The 16811-nt window shown below is 61.4% G+C and carries 15 protein-coding genes; 9 read left to right on the top strand and 6 right to left on the bottom strand.

Translation table 11 applies throughout. The features are described 5' to 3' along the window. Positions 1–46: 46 nt before the first annotated feature. Genes T3A99_RS27170 through T3A99_RS27160 form a run of 3 tightly spaced genes read left to right on the top strand, consistent with a single transcriptional unit; the run spans position 47 to position 3741 of the window. Entirely contained in the window at positions 47–1855 is a 1809-nt protein-coding gene (locus T3A99_RS27170; protein WP_047226961.1) for a sensor histidine kinase, read from the top strand. Then, positions 1852–3240 carry a sigma-54-dependent transcriptional regulator gene (locus tag T3A99_RS27165; protein WP_047226861.1) on the top strand — a complete coding sequence of 463 codons (1389 nt, stop codon included), beginning with the start codon at positions 1852–1854 and terminating at the stop codon, positions 3238–3240. Before T3A99_RS27170 ends, T3A99_RS27165 begins: the two co-directional genes overlap by 4 nt. 45 nt (positions 3241–3285) lie before the next feature. Next, positions 3286–3741 carry a YiiD C-terminal domain-containing protein gene (locus tag T3A99_RS27160; protein WP_047226860.1) on the top strand — a complete coding sequence of 152 codons (456 nt, stop codon included), beginning with the start codon at positions 3286–3288 and terminating at the stop codon, positions 3739–3741. 146 nt (positions 3742–3887) lie between these two features. On the opposite strand, the gene cysQ is transcribed toward T3A99_RS27160, so the two are convergent. After that, complete coding sequence (gene cysQ, locus T3A99_RS27155; protein WP_160894028.1) at positions 3888–4715, bottom strand: 3'(2'),5'-bisphosphate nucleotidase CysQ; 828 nt, start codon at positions 4713–4715, stop codon at positions 3888–3890. Beyond that, a complete protein-coding gene (gene nudE, locus T3A99_RS27150) occupies positions 4712–5278 on the bottom strand; it encodes an ADP compounds hydrolase NudE (RefSeq protein WP_160894030.1) in 567 nt (188 codons plus the stop codon). Before nudE ends, cysQ begins: the two co-directional genes overlap by 4 nt. 88 nt (positions 5279–5366) lie before the next feature. Between nudE and yrfG the strand changes: the two genes are divergently transcribed. Continuing rightward, positions 5367–6029 (top strand): GMP/IMP nucleotidase, encoded by a 663-nt coding sequence (yrfG, locus tag T3A99_RS27145; RefSeq protein WP_047226857.1) that lies wholly within the window; start codon positions 5367–5369, stop codon positions 6027–6029. 113 nt (positions 6030–6142) lie between these two features. Here the strand turns inward: yrfG and lysM are convergent, their stop codons facing one another. Beyond that, positions 6143–6592 (bottom strand): peptidoglycan-binding protein LysM, encoded by a 450-nt coding sequence (gene lysM, locus T3A99_RS27140; RefSeq protein ID WP_047226856.1) that lies wholly within the window; start codon positions 6590–6592, stop codon positions 6143–6145. Positions 6593–6728: 136 nt separating this feature from the next. Here lysM and T3A99_RS27135 point away from each other — a divergent pair, with 136 nt between their 5' ends. From T3A99_RS27135 to T3A99_RS27120, 4 genes are all read left to right on the top strand, one after another. Continuing rightward, entirely contained in the window at positions 6729–7616 is an 888-nt protein-coding gene (locus T3A99_RS27135; RefSeq protein WP_047226855.1) for a LysR family transcriptional regulator, read from the top strand. A gap of 93 nt (positions 7617–7709) precedes the next feature. Beyond that, the gene (fdhD, locus tag T3A99_RS27130; RefSeq protein WP_107323085.1) at positions 7710–8549 is read left to right on the top strand and encodes a formate dehydrogenase accessory sulfurtransferase FdhD; all 840 of its coding nucleotides are present in this window, start codon (positions 7710–7712) and stop codon (positions 8547–8549) included. After that, the gene (locus T3A99_RS27125) at positions 8546–10894 is read left to right on the top strand and encodes an FdhF/YdeP family oxidoreductase (RefSeq protein WP_322834976.1); all 2349 of its coding nucleotides are present in this window, start codon (positions 8546–8548) and stop codon (positions 10892–10894) included. The genes fdhD and T3A99_RS27125 overlap by 4 nt, the downstream gene beginning before the upstream one ends. A 261-nt stretch (positions 10895–11155) precedes the next feature. Then, positions 11156–11641, top strand: a complete 486-nt coding sequence (locus T3A99_RS27120; protein WP_047226852.1) for a glycine zipper domain-containing protein — start codon at positions 11156–11158, stop codon at positions 11639–11641. Between the two features lie 86 nt (positions 11642–11727). Here the strand turns inward: T3A99_RS27120 and T3A99_RS27115 are convergent, their stop codons facing one another. From T3A99_RS27115 to T3A99_RS27105, 3 genes are all read right to left on the bottom strand, one after another. After that, positions 11728–12147 carry an acyl-CoA thioesterase gene (locus T3A99_RS27115; protein WP_047226851.1) on the bottom strand — a complete coding sequence of 140 codons (420 nt, stop codon included), beginning with the start codon at positions 12145–12147 and terminating at the stop codon, positions 11728–11730. A gap of 39 nt (positions 12148–12186) precedes the next feature. Next, positions 12187–13428, bottom strand: a complete 1242-nt coding sequence (locus T3A99_RS27110; protein WP_047226850.1) for a 3-hydroxyacyl-CoA dehydrogenase — start codon at positions 13426–13428, stop codon at positions 12187–12189. A gap of 107 nt (positions 13429–13535) precedes the next feature. Next, complete coding sequence (locus T3A99_RS27105; protein WP_274090792.1) at positions 13536–15464, bottom strand: RecQ family ATP-dependent DNA helicase; 1929 nt, start codon at positions 15462–15464, stop codon at positions 13536–13538. Positions 15465–15715: 251 nt separating this feature from the next. Here T3A99_RS27105 and T3A99_RS27100 point away from each other — a divergent pair, with 251 nt between their 5' ends. Continuing rightward, entirely contained in the window at positions 15716–16780 is a 1065-nt protein-coding gene (locus tag T3A99_RS27100; protein WP_188251758.1) for a S8 family peptidase, read from the top strand. Positions 16781–16811 lie beyond the last annotated feature (31 nt).

Here is a 16811-nt window from a genome sequence, read left to right as displayed (position 1 = left end):
TCTGTCGTAGGCATAATGCGCCTGTCCCCACAGGCGCCTGATGCTCATGAATTCCACTCTTCCCCGCAGACCCCGCTGGCGCAGCCTGGCCTTGCTTGCGCTGTGCCTGGCGCCGTTGCTGTGGCCGCTGGAACATCTGGCCGAGCGTTACTACCGCAGTGAACTGGCTGGGCAGAACCGCCAGACCCTCGATCTCTACGTCGCCAACCTGTTGGGCACCCTGCACCGCTATGAAGTGCTGCCACAGATTCTCGGTGAGCTGCCGGCCCTGCGCGCCACTTTACTGGCACCGGACGACGGCATCATCCAGGGCAATGCCAATCGACTGCTGAAAAACATCAGCGCCCAGACCGGCGCAGAAGTCATGTACCTGATGGACCCCACCGGCAAGACCCTCGCGGCATCGAACTGGGATAAACACGACAGTTTCGTCGGACGCAATTTTGCCTTCCGGCCGTATTACATTGAAGCAATGGCCGGGCGGCTGGGACGCTTCTTCGGCTTGGGCACCACCTCGGCCAAGCGCGGTTACTTCTTCGCCGCTGCCGTGCGCGACCGGGAAAAAGTGATCGGCGTACTGGTGGTCAAGGTGGATCTGGACCACACCGAAAGCCTCTGGGGCAAAACCCCCGAACAACTGCTGGTGACCGACCACAACGGCGTGGTGATCCTCACTTCGCGACAAGAATGGCGATTTCGCGCGACCCGCCCCTTAAGTGACGAGGAGCGCCAGTCCATCAGCGCCGTACAGCCCTACCCGACCCGCGACCCCAAGCCGCTGAATCTGGATGCGAACGCCTGGCTGATCCAGACCCAGTCCATTGAGGAGACCCGCTGGAGCGTGAGCATTCTCGCCCCGCGTACCCTGATCGACCGTCCGGTGCGCACCGTGGTGGTCATCGGCGGTGCGGCCTTGCTGGTCCTGATGCTGTTGCTCGGGTTGATGATGCAGCGCCGGCGGCATTACCTGGACCGCATCGCCTTCGAAGGCAAGGCCCGTCAGGAGCTGGAAGGCCGGGTAGCCGAGCGCACCAGTGACCTGGAAGGCCTGAACCGGCGACTCAAGCAAGAGGTGCTGGAACGCGAGCAGGCCCAGCAGGAACTGGTCCGCGCCCAGGATGACCTGGTGCAAGCCGGCAAGCTGTCAGCCCTGGGCACCATGTCGGCCAGCATCAGCCACGAACTCAACCAGCCGCTGGCGGCGATCCGCAGCTATGCCGAAAACGCCGAAATATTGCTCGATCACCAGCGTACCGAGGACGCCCGAGGCAACCTCAAGCTGATCAGTGAGCTGACCGCTCGCATGGCCTCGATCATTGCCCACTTGCGCGCCTTCGCCCGCCGCGACCGTCACGCCCCGGAAAGTGTCGCCCTGCAACCGGCGCTGGACGATGCCCTGGCACTGCTCGCCAAGCGCCGGCGCAGCATGGAAGTGGAACTGATCCGCGACCTGCCGGCCGCCACTTTGTGGGTCGAGGCCGGGGAAACGCGCTTGCGCCAGGTGCTCGGCAACCTGCTGGCCAACGCTCTCGACGCCCTGACTGAAAAAGGCCCACCGCGCAAACTCTGGCTCAGTGCCGAAGCCACCGAAACCGGCGTCAACCTGTACATCCGCGATAACGGCCCGGGGTTTTGCATGGAAGCCCTTGGTCGCGCGGGCGAGCCCTTCTACACCACCAAGACCCGCACCCAGGGCCTTGGCCTGGGGCTGGCGATTTGCGACACCCTGATGCGCGCCTTCGGCGGTGAACTGTCGTTCGCCAATCACAAGGAAGGCGGCGCCCTGATTACCCTGAAGTTGCGCGCTGGCGCGCCCGGTGTGAGCCTGCAACCGTCCGAGGACCGTAGTGTATGACCATCGATAACCGGATTGAGGTGGTATTGATCGACGACGATCCCCACTTGCGTCAGGCCTTGAGCCAGACCCTCGACCTGGCCGGCCTGAAGGTCCTGTCCCTGGCCGAGGCCAAAGGCGTGGCCGGGCAACTGTCTCGCGACTGGCCGGGTGTGGTGGTCAGTGACATTCGCATGCCGGGCATCGACGGCCTTGAGTTGCTGAGCGAACTCCATGCCCAGGACCCGGAGCTGCCGGTGTTGCTGATCACCGGCCATGGCGACGTGCCGCTGGCAGTCCAGGCCATGCGCGCCGGAGCCTATGACTTCCTTGAGAAACCTTTCCCCAGCGATCACCTGCTCGACAGCGTGCGCCGGGCCCTGGCCTTGCGGCGCCTGGTACTGGACAACCGCAGCCTGCGCCTGGCCCTGAGCGACCGCCATGAACTCAGCGCCCGGCTCGTCGGCCAATCGCCCTCGATACTGCGCCTGCGCGAGCAGATCGGTGCGTTAGCGGCGACCCGCGCCGATGTGCTGATCCTCGGAGAAACCGGGGCCGGCAAGGAGGTAGTCGCCCGAGCCCTGCACGATCTGTCGGGCCGGCGCAACGGCCCCTTCGTCGCGATCAACGCCGGAGCCCTGGCCGAGTCGGTGGTGGAGAGCGAGCTGTTCGGTCATGAGCCCGGCGCTTTCACCGGCGCGCAGAAGCGCCGCATCGGCAAGTTCGAGTTCGCCAACGGCGGTACGCTGTTTCTCGATGAAATCGAAAGCATGAGCCTGGACGTTCAGGTCAAACTGCTGCGGCTGCTGCAAGAGCGAGTAGTGGAACGACTGGGGGGCAATCAACAGATCCCGCTGGACATCCGCGTCATCGCCGCCACCAAGGAAGACCTGCGTCAGGCCGCTGATCAGGGTCGTTTTCGCGCCGACCTGTATTACCGCCTGAACGTCGCGCCGTTGCGTATCCCCCCGCTGCGTGAACGCGGTGAGGATGCCCTGATGCTGTTCCAGCATTTCGCCGACGAAGCCAGCGCCCGTCACGGCCTGCCGCCCCACGAGTTGCAACCGGCCCAACGGGCATTGCTGCTGCGCCATAGCTGGCCGGGCAACGTGCGAGAATTGCAGAACGCCGCCGAGCGTTTTGCCCTGGGTCTGGAACTGGCCCTGGACAACAGCGCGCCCGACGGTAGCCCCGGTGCCCCGGTCGAAGTGATCAGCGGCGGCTTGAGCGAGCAGGTGGAGAACTTCGAGAAAACCCTGATCGCCGCCGAACTGGCCCGCCCTCACAGCTCGGTGCGCAGCCTCGCCGAAGCCCTGGGCATTCCGCGCAAGACCTTGCACGACAAGTTACGCAAGCATGGGCTGAACTTCGGCGACAGCCAGGGCCATGCCGATGAGTCCGACTGAGTCTGCTTGAGTGATTGCCATCTTCCCTTTCAAAAGAGGCCCTGCATGAACCGCGACAGCCGCTACCTGGAATCGATCCTGCACCACGACATCCCGTTGACGCGGGACATGGGCCTGAAGGTGCTCGACTGGCAGGCCCGGCAACTGCGCCTGTTTTTACCGCTGGAGGCCAACGTCAACCACAAGAGCACCATGTTCGGCGGCAGCCTGTACTGCGGCGCAGTGCTGGGCGGCTGGGGCTGGCTGCACCTGGCCTTGCGCGAAGAGGGCATTGAGGACGGGCATATCGTCATTCAGGAAGGGCAGATCAGCTATCCACTGCCAGTCACGAGGGACGCCACAGTCATTTGCCAGGCTCCCGAAGAAAAGGTCTGGAAACGCTTTCTGGCCACCTACCGGCGCTACGGACGCGCACGACTGACCTTGCAGACCCAGGTGATAAATGCCGGGAGCGAAGCACCAGCGGTGCAATTTGTGGGGCAGTACGTGTTGCACCGCTGACCCCCGAGCATCACAAAAACCCCTGTGGCGAGGGAGCTTGCTCCCGCTCGGCTGCGCAGCAGACGCATTGGGGCCGCTTCGCAGCCCAGGGGGAGCAAGCTCCCTCGCCACAACAACTGTCCCAGGTCCAGCAAGGGGCAGTCGATTCAGGAGCGGGCCAGTTCCAGCAGTTTCCCACGCCACGCCGCCTTTGCCGGCAACGCCAGGAAGGATTCATTCAACAGCGACTCCCGCGGCGGATAGCAGAACGGCTCGCCGCGTAGGTCCAGCACCTCGCCGCCCGCACCCTCCAGCACGCCTTGGGCGGCGGCGGTGTCCCACTGGGACGTCGGCGCCAGTCGCGGATAGCAATCCGCCGCGCCCTCGGCCAGCAGGCAGAATTTCAACGAACTGCCGATGCTGGTCAGTTGCAACTCACCCAGGCTCTCGCTCAAGCCGCCCAAGAGACGCTCTTGCTCCGGGCTGGTATGGCGACGGCTGGCGACCACCGTAAAAGCATCACCCGGCGCCGGCACGTTACGCACTTCGATCGGCAACGGCTCGCCCCCCTTGTCGCCACGCCAGGCACCAAGCCCCGCGCCACCGACGTAAAAGCGACCATTGGTGGGCATCGACACTACGCCAAACACCACCCGCCCCTGCTCGATCAGTGCGATATTGACGGTGAACTCTTCGCTGCCGGAAATGAACTCCTTGGTGCCGTCCAGCGGGTCCACCAGCCACCAGCGTTGCCAACCGGCGCGCACGCTTTGCGCAATATTGGCGTCCTCTTCGGAGAGGATTGCAATATCCGGCGCCAACGCGGTCAGCCCGGCCACGATCACATCGTGAGCGGCCATGTCCGCGGCGGTCACCGGCGATGCGTCGGCCTTATGGTTGACCTGCACATTGGCTCGCCAGAACGGCAGGATCGCCTCACCGGCCTTGAGCGCCAGCTCGACCACAGGGGCCATTAGAGGATGGGGGAAATTCATGACAGGAACGCTCCGCGCTGGGTCAGCAGGTCACGGGCCAGGTACAGCGCCGCCAAGGCCCGGCCCTCCGTGAATTGAGGGTTTTGCGCCAAGGCCGACAACTCACGCAGGTTGACCTTGTCCACGCGCATCGGCTCAGGCTCGTCGCCTTCCAGCCGCTCTTCATAGAGATCGGTCGCCAGCACCACCTGGATCTTCTGGCTCATGTAGCCGGGGGACAGGGACAGTTCAGTCAGGTGCTCCAATTGACGCGCACCAAAACCGGCCTCTTCTTTAAGCTCCCGCTCAGCAGCCGCCAACACGTCTTCACCCGGCTCGATCAAACCCTTGGGCAGGGACAATTCGTAGGCATCGGTGCCGCCGCAGTATTCTTCCACCAACACGGCGTGATCGGCGTCGAGCATCGCCACGATCATTACCGCGCCGTAACCTGCGCCCTTGCCCGCCAAACGCTCATAGGTGCGCTCCACGCCGTTGGAAAACCGCAGTTTCAGTTCTTCCACGCAAAACAGGCGGCTGGTGGCGACGATCCGTCGATCGAGTATGGTGGGTTTCTGGCGCATAAACGGCTCCCTGGGCGATAGCGGGCTACTATACCCGGCCTATTCTGATTGTTTGTGTCGGATATCCGATTACCGCTGGAGAAGTTTTATGGCCTTGCTGCCCTGGCACGAGATCGATACGGTGCTGCTGGACATGGACGGCACCCTGCTGGACCTGCATTACGACAACCATTTCTGGATGGAACACTTGCCCCAACGCTACGCCGAACTGCATGGCGTGAGCCGGGCCATGGCGGAGCTGGAGTTGCAGCCGCTGTTCGAGCGCAACGCCGGCCAATTGCAGTGGTATTGCCTGGACTTCTGGAGCACCGAGCTGAAACTGCCGGTGCGCGAACTGAAGCTGGAAACCGCGCACCTGATTGCCCTGCGCCCGGACGCCGACACGTTCCTGGCGGCGATCCAGCGGGCGGGTAAACGGGTGGTAATGATCACCAACGCCCATCGCGACTCATTGTCCCTGAAGCTGGAACGCATCGAACTGGCCCCTTACTTCGAACGTTTGATCAGCTCTCACGACTACGGTTTTCCCAAGGAAAGCCCGCAGTTCTGGGATGCCCTGCAAGCCGATCTGAACTTCGACCCGGCCCGCAGCCTGTTTATCGACGACACCTTGCCAGTGCTGCGCAGCGCCCGGGAATTCGGCGTGGCACACCTGCTGGCGGTCAGCGTACCGGACAGCCGCAAGGGGCCGAAGGATACGGGGGAGTTCGAGGCGTTGGGGGATTATCGGGATTTGATTGCCGGACTTTGATACCCGGCAGTTTGCACCGCGAGCAGGTTCGCTCCCACAAGGGTTCCTTGTTCGCCACAGATCCAGTGTGGGAGCGAGCCTGCTCGCGATGAAGACAATGCGGTCCTCAAGCTTTATTCGGGAATGCGCAGCACCTGCCCCGGATAGATCTTGTCCGGATGCGACAGCATCGGTTTGTTGGCTTCAAAAATCTTGTTGTACTTGTTCGCATCACCATAAACACGCTTGGAAATGGCGCTCAGGGTGTCACCTTTTACGACGGTAACGAACTTGGCCTCAGTGGCCACAGGACCCGTCACGGTGATTTGGTCATCGACTTCACTGATACCGTGCACGTTGCCCAGCGCCAACAAAATCTTTTCTTTCTCTTCCTGGGTCGCGGCTTCACCCGAGGCAATGACTTTTTCGCCCTCGACTTTCACCTGGATCTTTGAAGTATCAATGCCTGTCAGCGCCTCCTTTACGTGATTGGTCAGCGCTTCGCTGTTGGCCTGTGCCTTGTCGGGCGTCAGTGCATCAAGAATTTTCTCACCGGCATCTTTCAAAAAACTGAAAAGGCTCATCGTGTTCTCTCCATAGGTTTAAGTGTCCAGACGCAAAAGCCTAGACCAAGCCAAACGAACCCGGTTCCCAGCCGACCAATGACCCTGCCGCGCACAAAGCGCTAGAATCCCAACCTTCCCGCGCCCTGGAACGAAGATGGACATCAAGCAGCTGAAATTTCTCATCGCGCTCGACGAAACCCGCCACTTCGGCCAAGCGGCCGCGCGCTGCCACATCACCCAACCGACCCTGTCAATGCGCCTGCGCAGCCTTGAGGAAGAGCTGGGCCTGCCGCTGGTCAATCGAGGCCAGCGCTTTGAAGGTTTCACCGCTCCCGGGGAGCGGGTGTTGGCCTGGGCACGCACGGTCATGGCGGCCTATGACGGTCTACAGGCCGAAGCGGCGGCCTGCCGTGGCAACCTGGTGGGTACCCTGCGCCTGGGAGTGGTGCCATTGTCGGACTTCGATCCGTTGTCGATGATGCAGCGGCTGCACAGCGAGCACCCTAACCTGCATTTCGAATTGTCATCCTTAAGCTCCGAACGCATCCTCGAACAACTGGCGAACAACCGCATCGACCTGGGCATTTCCTATCTGGAGCGCCTGGACACCGAGCGCTTCGACGCCCTGCCCTTCAACCATACGCGCATGGGCTTGCTCTTTGACCAGCGATACTTCTATTTCGGCGAGCAGCCGCTGAGCTGGGAAGCGCTGATCGAGTTGCCCCTGGGCATGCTCACCAGCGGCATGCATTTTCGTCAGTCCATCGACCACAACTTCCACAGTCGGGGCCTCACACCCCGCCCTCTGCTGCAAACCGACGCGGTGCATCAATTGTTACAAGCCGTACACGGCGGACTGTGTTGCGCCGTGATGCCGATGAACAGTGGCCTGGGTATGCTGACCCGAGACTTGCGCATCCAGCCCATCGAAGACGCGCAAACTCTGGTCCCGCTGGGTCTGATCATGCGCCGCGGCGCTCCACGCTCGGCTTTGGCGGAAGCTTGCTTCGCCCTCTATCAGAAATCATCAACGACATCTTGATCGACGTCATCTATTGATAGATCAGTAATAGCGATTAGACGTGGCAGATTGCCGCATTTAGTCTTATCACTATTCCCACTGTCAGTGATGCCTATGAACGACAAGCCTCCGGTCTGTTCTGCGCCTGCGGAGAAAATACCCGCGCCAGCCGCCAGCCAGAGCTATCGCTACTGCAACCTGGACCATTCCCAATCGGACAGCACCGCGCTGGCCGAGGAAGTGGCGCTGGCGATCGCCTATAACGGCATCAGTCAGGCTGTCATGCTGGTCACGCCGTCTGACCTTGAAGACTTCATCGTCGGCTTCAGCCTAGGCAGCGGCATCATTGAACACCCTGCGGACATCTATGACGTGCAACTGAGCGGCGACGGTTCTGCGCAATACGCCCAGGTAACCATCGCCAACCGCGCCTTCTGGAACCTCAAGCAACAACGCCGACAACTGGCCGGCACCAGCGGCTGCGGGCTTTGCGGGGTGGAAGCGGTGGAGCAGGCATTACCGAACCTCAAGGCACTGCCCGGCACGCCACTGCCACCGGCCCAGTGGCTCGAAGGCCTGCGTCAACGCATCGGCCAGTTCCAGCCCCTGGGCCAGCATTGCGGCGCGGTCCACGCGGCCCTGTTCATGAACGCCCAAGGCCAATTGCTGCTGGGACGCGAAGATATCGGCCGGCACAACGCGCTCGACAAACTGATCGGCGCGCTGATCCGGCAACAGATCCCGGTGAACGGAGGCGTGGCGATCGTCACCAGTCGTTGCAGCCTCGAATTGATCCAGAAAGTGTTGCGCGCCGGCATTCAGACCCTGGTCAGCCTGTCGTCACCCACCGGCCTTGCCGTGCAGTGGGCCCGCCAGCACAACCTCAATCTCATCCACCTGCCGCAGAAAAGTGCGCCGCGGGTCTATAGCCCTGCGATGGAGAATCAAGCGTGAGCAATCATCAACAAGCCGATCAGAAACCCGTACCGCGCTACAAGCCCTACAAGGGTCCGGCCGGTGGTTGGGGCGCGCTGATCAGCGTCGCCCAGGCCTGGCTGACCAGCGACAATGCGCTGAAGAACCTGCGCATGATGCTCAAGACCAACCAGAACGGCGGCTTTGACTGCCCAGGCTGTGCCTGGGGCGACTCGCCGGAAAGCGGCATGGTCAAGTTCTGCGAGAACGGCGCCAAAGCCGTGAACTGGGAAGCGACCAAGCGCCGTGTCGATGGCGCATTCTTCGCCAAACACAGTGTGACGTCGCTGCTGGAGCAGAGCGACTATTGGCTGGAATACCAGGGGCGCTTGACCGAGCCACTGAGCTACGACGCCGAAACCGACCGCTACAAACCCATCAGTTGGGAAGCGGCATTTGCCCTGATCGGCAAACACTTGCAGGGGCTCTCCAGCCCGAACCAGGCTGAGTTCTATACCTCGGGCCGGGCCAGCAACGAAGCAGCCTACCTTTATCAGTTGTTCGTGCGCGCCTACGGCACCAACAACTTTCCCGACTGCTCGAACATGTGCCATGAAGCCAGTGGCGTGGCGCTGTCTCAGAGTGTCGGCGTAGGCAAAGGCACCGTGACTTTCGACGATTTCGAACACGCCGACGCGATTTTCGTCTGGGGCCAGAACCCGGGCACCAACCATCCACGCATGCTCGAACCGCTGCGCGAAGCAGTGAAACGCGGCGCCCAGGTGGTGTGCATCAACCCGCTCAAGGAGCGTGGCCTGGAGCGTTTCCAGCACCCACAAAACCCGATCGAGATGCTTACCAACGGGGACAAACCGACCAACTCCGCCTATTTCCGTCCGGCCCTGGGTGGCGACATGGCCGTGCTGCGGGGCATGGCCAAGTTCCTGCTGCAATGGGAACGTGAGGCGCAAAACACCGGCGCTGCTGCAGTGTTCGACCACGCGTTCCTGAACGAACACAGCATCGACGTACTGGATTACCTGGCCGTGGTCGATGACACGCCATGGGAGCAGATCGTTGAGCAGTCGGGCTTGACTCTGATCGAGATCGAACAAGCGGCGCGCATGTACGCCATCAGCAAGAACGTGATCATGTGCTGGGCGATGGGCATCACCCAACACCGCCATTCGGTGGCGACCATCCAGGAAATCGCCAACCTGATGCTGCTGCGCGGCAACATCGGCCGGCCGGGCGCCGGTCTGTGCCCGGTTCGCGGCCACAGTAACGTGCAGGGCGACCGGACCATGGGCATCAACGAGCGTCCGCCGGCGGCGTTCCTTGACTCGCTGGAGCGTCGCTTCCAGTTCAAGGTGCCGCGCGAGAATGGCCACAACGTGGTCGAAGCGATCCACGCCATGGCTGACGGCCGGGCGAAGGTCTTCATCGCTCTGGGCGGCAACTTCGCCCAGGCCACCCCGGACAGTGATCGGACGTTCCAGGCGTTGGGCAATTGCGACCTGACTGTGCAGATCAGCACCAAGCTCAACCGCAGCCATCTGGCTCATGGAAAAGAGGCGCTGATCCTACCGTGCCTGGGCCGTACCGATATCGACCTGCAAGTCGAAGGCGCACAAGCGGTGACCGTGGAGGACTCCTTCAGCATGGTCCATGCATCCAATGGCCAATTGCAGCCGCTGTCGAACCAGATGCGTTCCGAGCCTTGGATCATTGCCGGCATCGCCGCCGCCACACTGGGCCACCACCCGGTGGACTGGAACTGGCTGGTGGCGGACTACAATCGCATCCGCGACCTGATCGCCGATACCATCCCGGGGTTCAAAGACTTCAACGAAAAGCTCCAGAACCCCGGCGGCTTCTATCTGGGTAACAGCGCCGGTGCACGTCGCTGGAACACCGCCTCAGGCCGCGCCAACTTCAAGCCCAACCGGTTGCCGACCGACCTGGTGCATGAGCGCACCCGCGCCACCGGGCAGTTGCCTGACCTGATCATGCAGTCCATGCGCTCCCACGATCAGTACAACACCACCATCTATGGCCTCGATGACCGCTATCGCGGCGTGAAGGGCCAGCGTGACGTGTTGTTCGTCAACGAAGCGGACATCATTCGACTGGGCTTCAAACCTGGGCAGAAGGCCGACATCGTCTCGCTCTGGGATGACGGCCGCGAGCGACGGGTCAAAGGCTTTACCCTGTTGGCATTTGACATTCCCGCCGGACAGGCCGCCGCCTATTACCCTGAAGTGAATCCGTTGGTGCCGTTGGAGAGCACCGGCGACGGCAGCCATACCCCGACTTCGAAATTCGTGGCGATCCGTCTGGAAGCGGCGAGCGAGAATGGGCTGATTCTGGCCAAGTCGGCCTGACACAACGTGCCAGGCGATTAGGTTGTGTGGGAGCAAGGCTTGGCTCCCACAATCCTACTTTTCAATCGCCCACAAAAAAGGCCGTTTTCCATAGAAAACGGCCTATCCGAAGTAGCTAAAGACCGGCGAAAATCTGTTAAGTTCCGCCCAAAAAACAATAACTTATCGAATTGTGCACAAGTCGTGTTACTCGTCGGATTTCGATTGTAACCAAGCGAAGCCAGCCTCAGGATCGCGCCGTCATCCCTTTGAGGCTCCTCTATGAAGTTCTCCTCGATTCTCTTGTTGTCCCTTGGCCTGATCAGTGGCGCAGCCTCTGCCGGTGGCACCACCGAAGCAGGCGTGGGCGGCGCATTGGGCGGGGTTCTGGGTTCTGTGGTCGGCCAGTCCTTGGGCGGCAACACCGGGTCCACCATCGGCGCAGCCTTGGGTGGCGCGGGTGGCAGTGCGGTCGGTGCGGACAAACGCAGCCGCGGCGAAGCAGCGATTGGCGGTGCGCTGGGCGCAGCCGGCGGTAACGTGGTCGGCCGTAGCGTAGGCGGCACCACCGGCAGCCTGATCGGTGCAGCAGCAGGCGGCGGCGCTGGCGGTGCACTGGGCAACTATATGGGCAAGGACGATGACGACGATCGTCGTTATGACGGTCGCCGTGGTGATCGCCGCTACTACCGTGACGGCCATCCAGGTCGTGGCCATGCCTACGGGCATCGCAAGCACAAGCACAAACATCGCTATCACGACGATTGATCACTGGCTCTAACCAGTAGTCGATAGAAAATCGCAGTCTTCGTCAGCGCTTCTCAAGCGTCTGACAGGAGACTGCGATTTTTCGTTTAAATCACCAGCCGTTCCAAAGCGGCGCGCAACCGATCCGGAATCGCCACTGGCCGATTCGAAGACCGCTCCACAAAAACATGCACAAAGCGCCCCGCCGCGCAGGCCTCCTCCTCCCCCGCCTTGAACACCGCCAGCTCATACTGCACTGAACTGCTGCCCAGCTTCCCCACCCGCAGACCGATTTCAATCCGGTCGGGAAAGGCGATCGAGGCAAAGTAGTCGCAAGCCGAACTCACCACGAACCCCACCACCTCCCCATCGTGGATATCGAGGCCGCCGACCTCGATCAGATAAGTGTTCACCGCCGTGTCGAAAAAACTGTAATAAGTCACGTTGTTGACGTGACCGTACACGTCGTTGTCGTGCCAGCGTGTGGTGATCGGTTGCAGGTGCGGGTATTCGCTACGTTGGGGCATCAGGTGTCCTTTACGGTTGCTCAATGGTTCATGCGTTGTTCAGGATTTTGAGGCCTGGTGTTGTGCGAATCCCTTGCCCTGGGCCGCCAGCTCCCCGATCAGACGCGCGGGCTTCCAGTGGTCCCCCTGCTTCGTTTCGAGTTCCAGCAGCCGTGCATGGATGTCTTCAAGTCCCTGATGGTCGGCCCAGGCCATCGGGCCGCCCTTGTCCGCGGGGAAGCCGTAGCCGTTGAGATACACCAGGTCGATGTCGTGAGCCGACTCGGCAATACCTTCCTGCAGGATTTTCGCGCCCTCATTGACCAGCGCCAGCAAGCAACGCTCGAGGACTTCCTCGGGGCCGATCTCGCGACGCTGAAAACCCAACGTTTCACTGACTCGCTGCACCAGCGCATCGACCTCTACATCATGCTCGGCCTGGCGACTGCCGGCTTCGTAGTGATAGTACCCGTTGCCGCTTTTCTGGCCGAACCGACCCAGTTCGCACAAACGGTTGTCCACTTGCACCTCGGGTGCATCCTGACCTTTGCCCGCCAGTTCCCGAGCGCGCCACTCCAGGTCGATGCCGACGACGTCGTACATGCGAAACGGCCCCATGGCGAAGCCGAAACCCTGCAATGCCGCGTCAACCTGATGGGGAAACGCCCCTTCCAGCAGCATCTTGCGCGCCTCCAGCACATAGGGGTGAAGCATCCGATTGCCGATGAACCCGTGGCAATTGCCCGACACCACGCTGACCTTGCCCATGCGCTTGCCCAATACCAGGGCTGCGTCCAGCACCGCTTTGGAGGTTTGCGCCCCACGAACGATTTCCAGCAACTTCATGATGTGCGCCGGGCTGAAGAAGTGCAGACCCAACACCTGGGTGGGGCGGCGGGTGACGGCGGCAATCGCATCGATGTCCAGCGCCGAGGTGTTGCTCGCCAGAATGGCTTGCGGCTTGAGCAAGCCGTCCAGCTCGCGGAAGATCTTCTGCTTGAGCTCAAGGTTCTCGTAAACCGCCTCGATGACCAGATCCACATTGCGGATCGCCGCGTAGTCATCTGCCCGCGTCACCCTGGCGATTCGGGCATCGGCTTCACCCTGGTCGATACGGCCCTGGCGCACGTTATGGGCATAAGTATCGGCCACGGCAGCCAACGCCTGTTCCAGCATCTGCGGGTTGTTGTCGACCCACTGCACCGTCACGCCGGCGTTGGCCAGGCACATCACGATGCCCCGCCCCATAGTGCCTGCACCGACTACGGCGGCGCGCTGAATATCGAAGGGTGTCTGGCTCATGTTTGCTCTCTTGTTGGCGATCCAAAGACAGCCCTCACCTTAGTCAGCCGCAGAATATTTTTGAAATTTATTCGTGTGATGGCGGGCATTCATCGGATGGATGCGGATTACAAAGCCGCTTGAACCCAGCGGCGAACTTCGGCGTACGGGTAATCCTCCAGCTGCGCATATCCTGGAATCGTCCGTGCCTTCAGTTTGGTGAACAACGGCACGCTGATGCCGCAGAGGAACCGGGTCACCCGCTCCGCAGAGGGTGCACTGCCGGTATGCTGCTCGTGCCTGTTGATAAAGTCGCCACACAGTGCGTTGAAGTCTCTGTCCACCAGTACTGGTAATGGTGGTGGCTCCGGCAGACGGGCAACGTGTCCATGGCACACCGAACAATGACCACAGCGCTGCGGTGCACTTTCATCGCCGAAATACTGGGCCAACCGATAACCGAGGCAATGATCGGTGGCGAACAGTTCGAGCATCGCGTGGATCCGCGCGATCTCCCCACGCTCGTGCCGGGTGAAATAGTCATGCAACTCGGCGCTCAGCGCTTGAACGTCGAACCCTGCTTCAAGCACGTTATACACCTCGGTCATCTGTTTGCTTTCCAGCTCGATCCAGCCCTTTTCCTGAAAGTAATCCAGCGCCTTGACCACGCGGTTACGCTCGGCGTGATACAGCTGGTACAGCCCGTCGAAATCCACCGTGGCCCAGGTACGAGCACGGCTGGAGGTCTGGATGATGGCCGAGACGAACGCCTGACGCTCCCCTTCGAAGTGCTCGAGCAATGCCTGCGGCTCGATCAGAAACTTGAAGCGATACTCCGCGAAATAGGCATAACGCGGCGCGATCAGCCGGCGCAGTTCCAATTGCACCAGCAGCGTCTTGAGCGGTAGTTGCCGGATGTTGCTCTTGTCCGCCAGCGGCCCCAGCAAAAACTCCCATTGGCCATCGGCAGCTGCAGCCTTCAACTCATCAAGCACGCACCGAATACCCGCCAGCTCCGGCGTATCGCCATAAACAAAGTTTTCCAGCACGTTGAGGCTGTCACGGTTGGCCAGGACCAGACAATCGGACGGTAACCCGTCACGCCCCGCCCGGCCGATCTCCTGGCTGTAGTTCTCGATGGATTTAGGCAGGTCGAAATGCGCCACGTTGCGGATATCACTCTTGTCGATACCCATGCCGAAGGCGATGGTCGCAACGATGCAATTGCACTGCCCGCCCATGAACCGGCGCTGGATGGCTTCGCGTTGTTCATGAGGTAAGCCGGCGTGATAAGCCTGGGCCTCAATCCCATGCTGGCTCAGGTGCTCGGCAATCTGCTCGGCGGTTCGCTGCAAGGTGACATAGACGATGCTCGGCTGTCCGGCTCGCTCGCCCAGCCATTGCACCAGTCGCCGCCGCTTATCCGCGCCGCGTACCGGTTCCACCAGCAGGTTGAGGTTAGGTCGATAGAAGCCGGTGGTGACCACATCGTCGGGGGCGATGGCGAACTTCGCCTGCATGTCCGCGATGACTTTGGGCGTTGCGGTGGCCGTCAACAGCAACACCTGGGGAATGTCGAACTGACGCTGGTAGTCGGGGAGCTTGAGGTAGTCGGGACGAAAGTTATGCCCCCATTCGGAGATGCAGTGGGCCTCATCTACCACCAGCAACGAGATCGGTACCTGCTGCAGGAAATTGCGAAAGCGCTCGTTCTTCAGCCGCTCCACCGAAATCATCAGAATCTTCAACTCGCCCGAACGGGCCCGTGCCATGACCTCGCTGGCTTCGTCACGACGCTGGACTGAATCGATACTCGCCGCCGCAATGCCATGGCGATGCAGGAACGCCAGTTGGTCCTGCATCAGTGCCAGCAGCGGCGAGACCACCAGGGTCAGATGCGGTAATAGCAGGGCCGGCAATTGATAGCACAGGGACTTGCCCGAGCCGGTAGGAAAAATGGCCGCTGCCGACCGACCGGCAAGTACTGCGCTGACGGCAGCTTCCTGACCGGGGCGAAACTGCGGATAACCGAAAACCTGTTCCAGGGTGCTGTGCATAGGCGGTCACTCCTTGACTGCTGCGATGCCAAAAGCCTAGCCGGACGGCGCAGGGAGTCGAGAAAAGGTTTGGGGGGAAAACGATACCGGATGATACAGCCTCAGCGCCTTTGTGCTTTGCCATGAGGCGATACAAATCCAGGCACTTTGATGCCTCGTTCCCGTTTCGCTTGCAAGGTAAGGTGCGCCATCCACTCATGCGTTACAGGCCTGGAAGCCTGGCGCTCAAGACTCCGCTCAAGGACTGAACCATGTCACATCCATTTTCCGCGCTACGCACCCTGGCGCTAACGTCGGCCTCACTGCTGGCCGGTTGCTTGACCATCCCAGCACAACCCGACATGCGAACCACCGTGTTCGAAACACCGGAATACCGCGCCCAGCAAGGTCTGGCCATCGTCAAAGCCTCAGCTCTGTATGCCCGGGGTGGCACCGGCCGGAACGTGACCGTGGCGCTGATCGACTCTGGACTGAACAGCAGGCTGACGGAGTTCGAGGGCAGGCTGGGTGACCCCGGATTCGACCATGTCGAAAACCGTCCCGGTACCCTTGACCGGGTCGGTCACGGCACGCAAATGGCCGGCATCCTCGCCGCCAACAAGGACGACCAGGGCATGCATGGCATCGCGTTTGAGGCCAGGTTGATCCCCTTCCGTTTCGGCGACGACAACGAACCGTTTTTTTTCGACAGCGAAATCGCACAGTCCTGGCAAAGCGGTTTCGACAAGGGCGCGCGCCTGTTCAATAACTCGTGGGCCAACGCCATCCCCGCCACCGAAATCACTGAAGCACGTTACAACCAGGTGATGCCCGACTCCCTGGCCGCTGCCCGAAAACTGGTGGAAGACGGCGCCGTATTTGTCTTCCCGACCGGCAATGAGCTCAAGCGCGAGCCCTTGGCCGAACCTGGGTTACCGGCAGCGTTGCCGGAACTGGAGAAAGGCTGGATCGCGGTCGTGGCGTTGAAAAACGATGGCAGCACCATCAATGGAAAATCCAACTATTGCGGCGTCGCAGCCGCCTGGTGCATCGCCGTACCCGGCGGCGACGCAGGTCCACAGGCAGGCCTGCTTACCGTAGGCAAGGATGGCCGTTACGTGCAAACCGCCGGCACATCCCCGGCCGCCGCGTTGGTCAGTGGCGCACTGGCTGCGCTGCAAAGCCTCTACCCGCAGCTCAACGCACAGCAAGTGCGCGAACATCTGCTGGCGACAGCCAACCGCACTGGCATCTACGCCAACAGCGAAGCCTACGGCAGAGGGTTGATGGACCTTGAGGCGGCCTCACGACGCGCCCCAGGACCGCTGGCTGACTGAACCAAGAGCCGCTACCGCTCGCGGCTGTCGA

It is taken from the genome of Pseudomonas sp. N-137, from assembly GCF_034555295.1.
GTDB classification, from domain to species: Bacteria; Pseudomonadota; Gammaproteobacteria; order Pseudomonadales; family Pseudomonadaceae; genus Aquipseudomonas; species Aquipseudomonas rhizophila.
This window is presented reverse-complemented; position numbering and strand designations above follow the sequence as displayed.

Coding starts and splice junctions, on each gene's coding strand:
- T3A99_RS27170 (WP_047226961.1), top strand. CDS start 47: ATGAATTCCACTCTTCCCCGCAGACCCCGCTGGCGCAGCCTGGCCTTG.
- T3A99_RS27165 (WP_047226861.1), top strand. CDS start 1,852: ATGACCATCGATAACCGGATTGAGGTGGTATTGATCGACGACGATCCC.
- T3A99_RS27160 (WP_047226860.1), top strand. CDS start 3,286: ATGAACCGCGACAGCCGCTACCTGGAATCGATCCTGCACCACGACATC.
- cysQ (WP_160894028.1), bottom strand. CDS start 4,715: ATGAATTTCCCCCATCCTCTAATGGCCCCTGTGGTCGAGCTGGCGCTC.
- nudE (WP_160894030.1), bottom strand. CDS start 5,278: ATGCGCCAGAAACCCACCATACTCGATCGACGGATCGTCGCCACCAGC.
- yrfG (WP_047226857.1), top strand. CDS start 5,367: ATGGCCTTGCTGCCCTGGCACGAGATCGATACGGTGCTGCTGGACATG.
- lysM (WP_047226856.1), bottom strand. CDS start 6,592: ATGAGCCTTTTCAGTTTTTTGAAAGATGCCGGTGAGAAAATTCTTGAT.
- T3A99_RS27135 (WP_047226855.1), top strand. CDS start 6,729: ATGGACATCAAGCAGCTGAAATTTCTCATCGCGCTCGACGAAACCCGC.
- fdhD (WP_107323085.1), top strand. CDS start 7,710: ATGAACGACAAGCCTCCGGTCTGTTCTGCGCCTGCGGAGAAAATACCC.
- T3A99_RS27120 (WP_047226852.1), top strand. CDS start 11,156: ATGAAGTTCTCCTCGATTCTCTTGTTGTCCCTTGGCCTGATCAGTGGC.
- T3A99_RS27115 (WP_047226851.1), bottom strand. CDS start 12,147: ATGCCCCAACGTAGCGAATACCCGCACCTGCAACCGATCACCACACGC.
- T3A99_RS27110 (WP_047226850.1), bottom strand. CDS start 13,428: ATGAGCCAGACACCCTTCGATATTCAGCGCGCCGCCGTAGTCGGTGCA.
- T3A99_RS27105 (WP_274090792.1), bottom strand. CDS start 15,464: ATGCACAGCACCCTGGAACAGGTTTTCGGTTATCCGCAGTTTCGCCCC.
- T3A99_RS27100 (WP_188251758.1), top strand. CDS start 15,716: ATGTCACATCCATTTTCCGCGCTACGCACCCTGGCGCTAACGTCGGCC.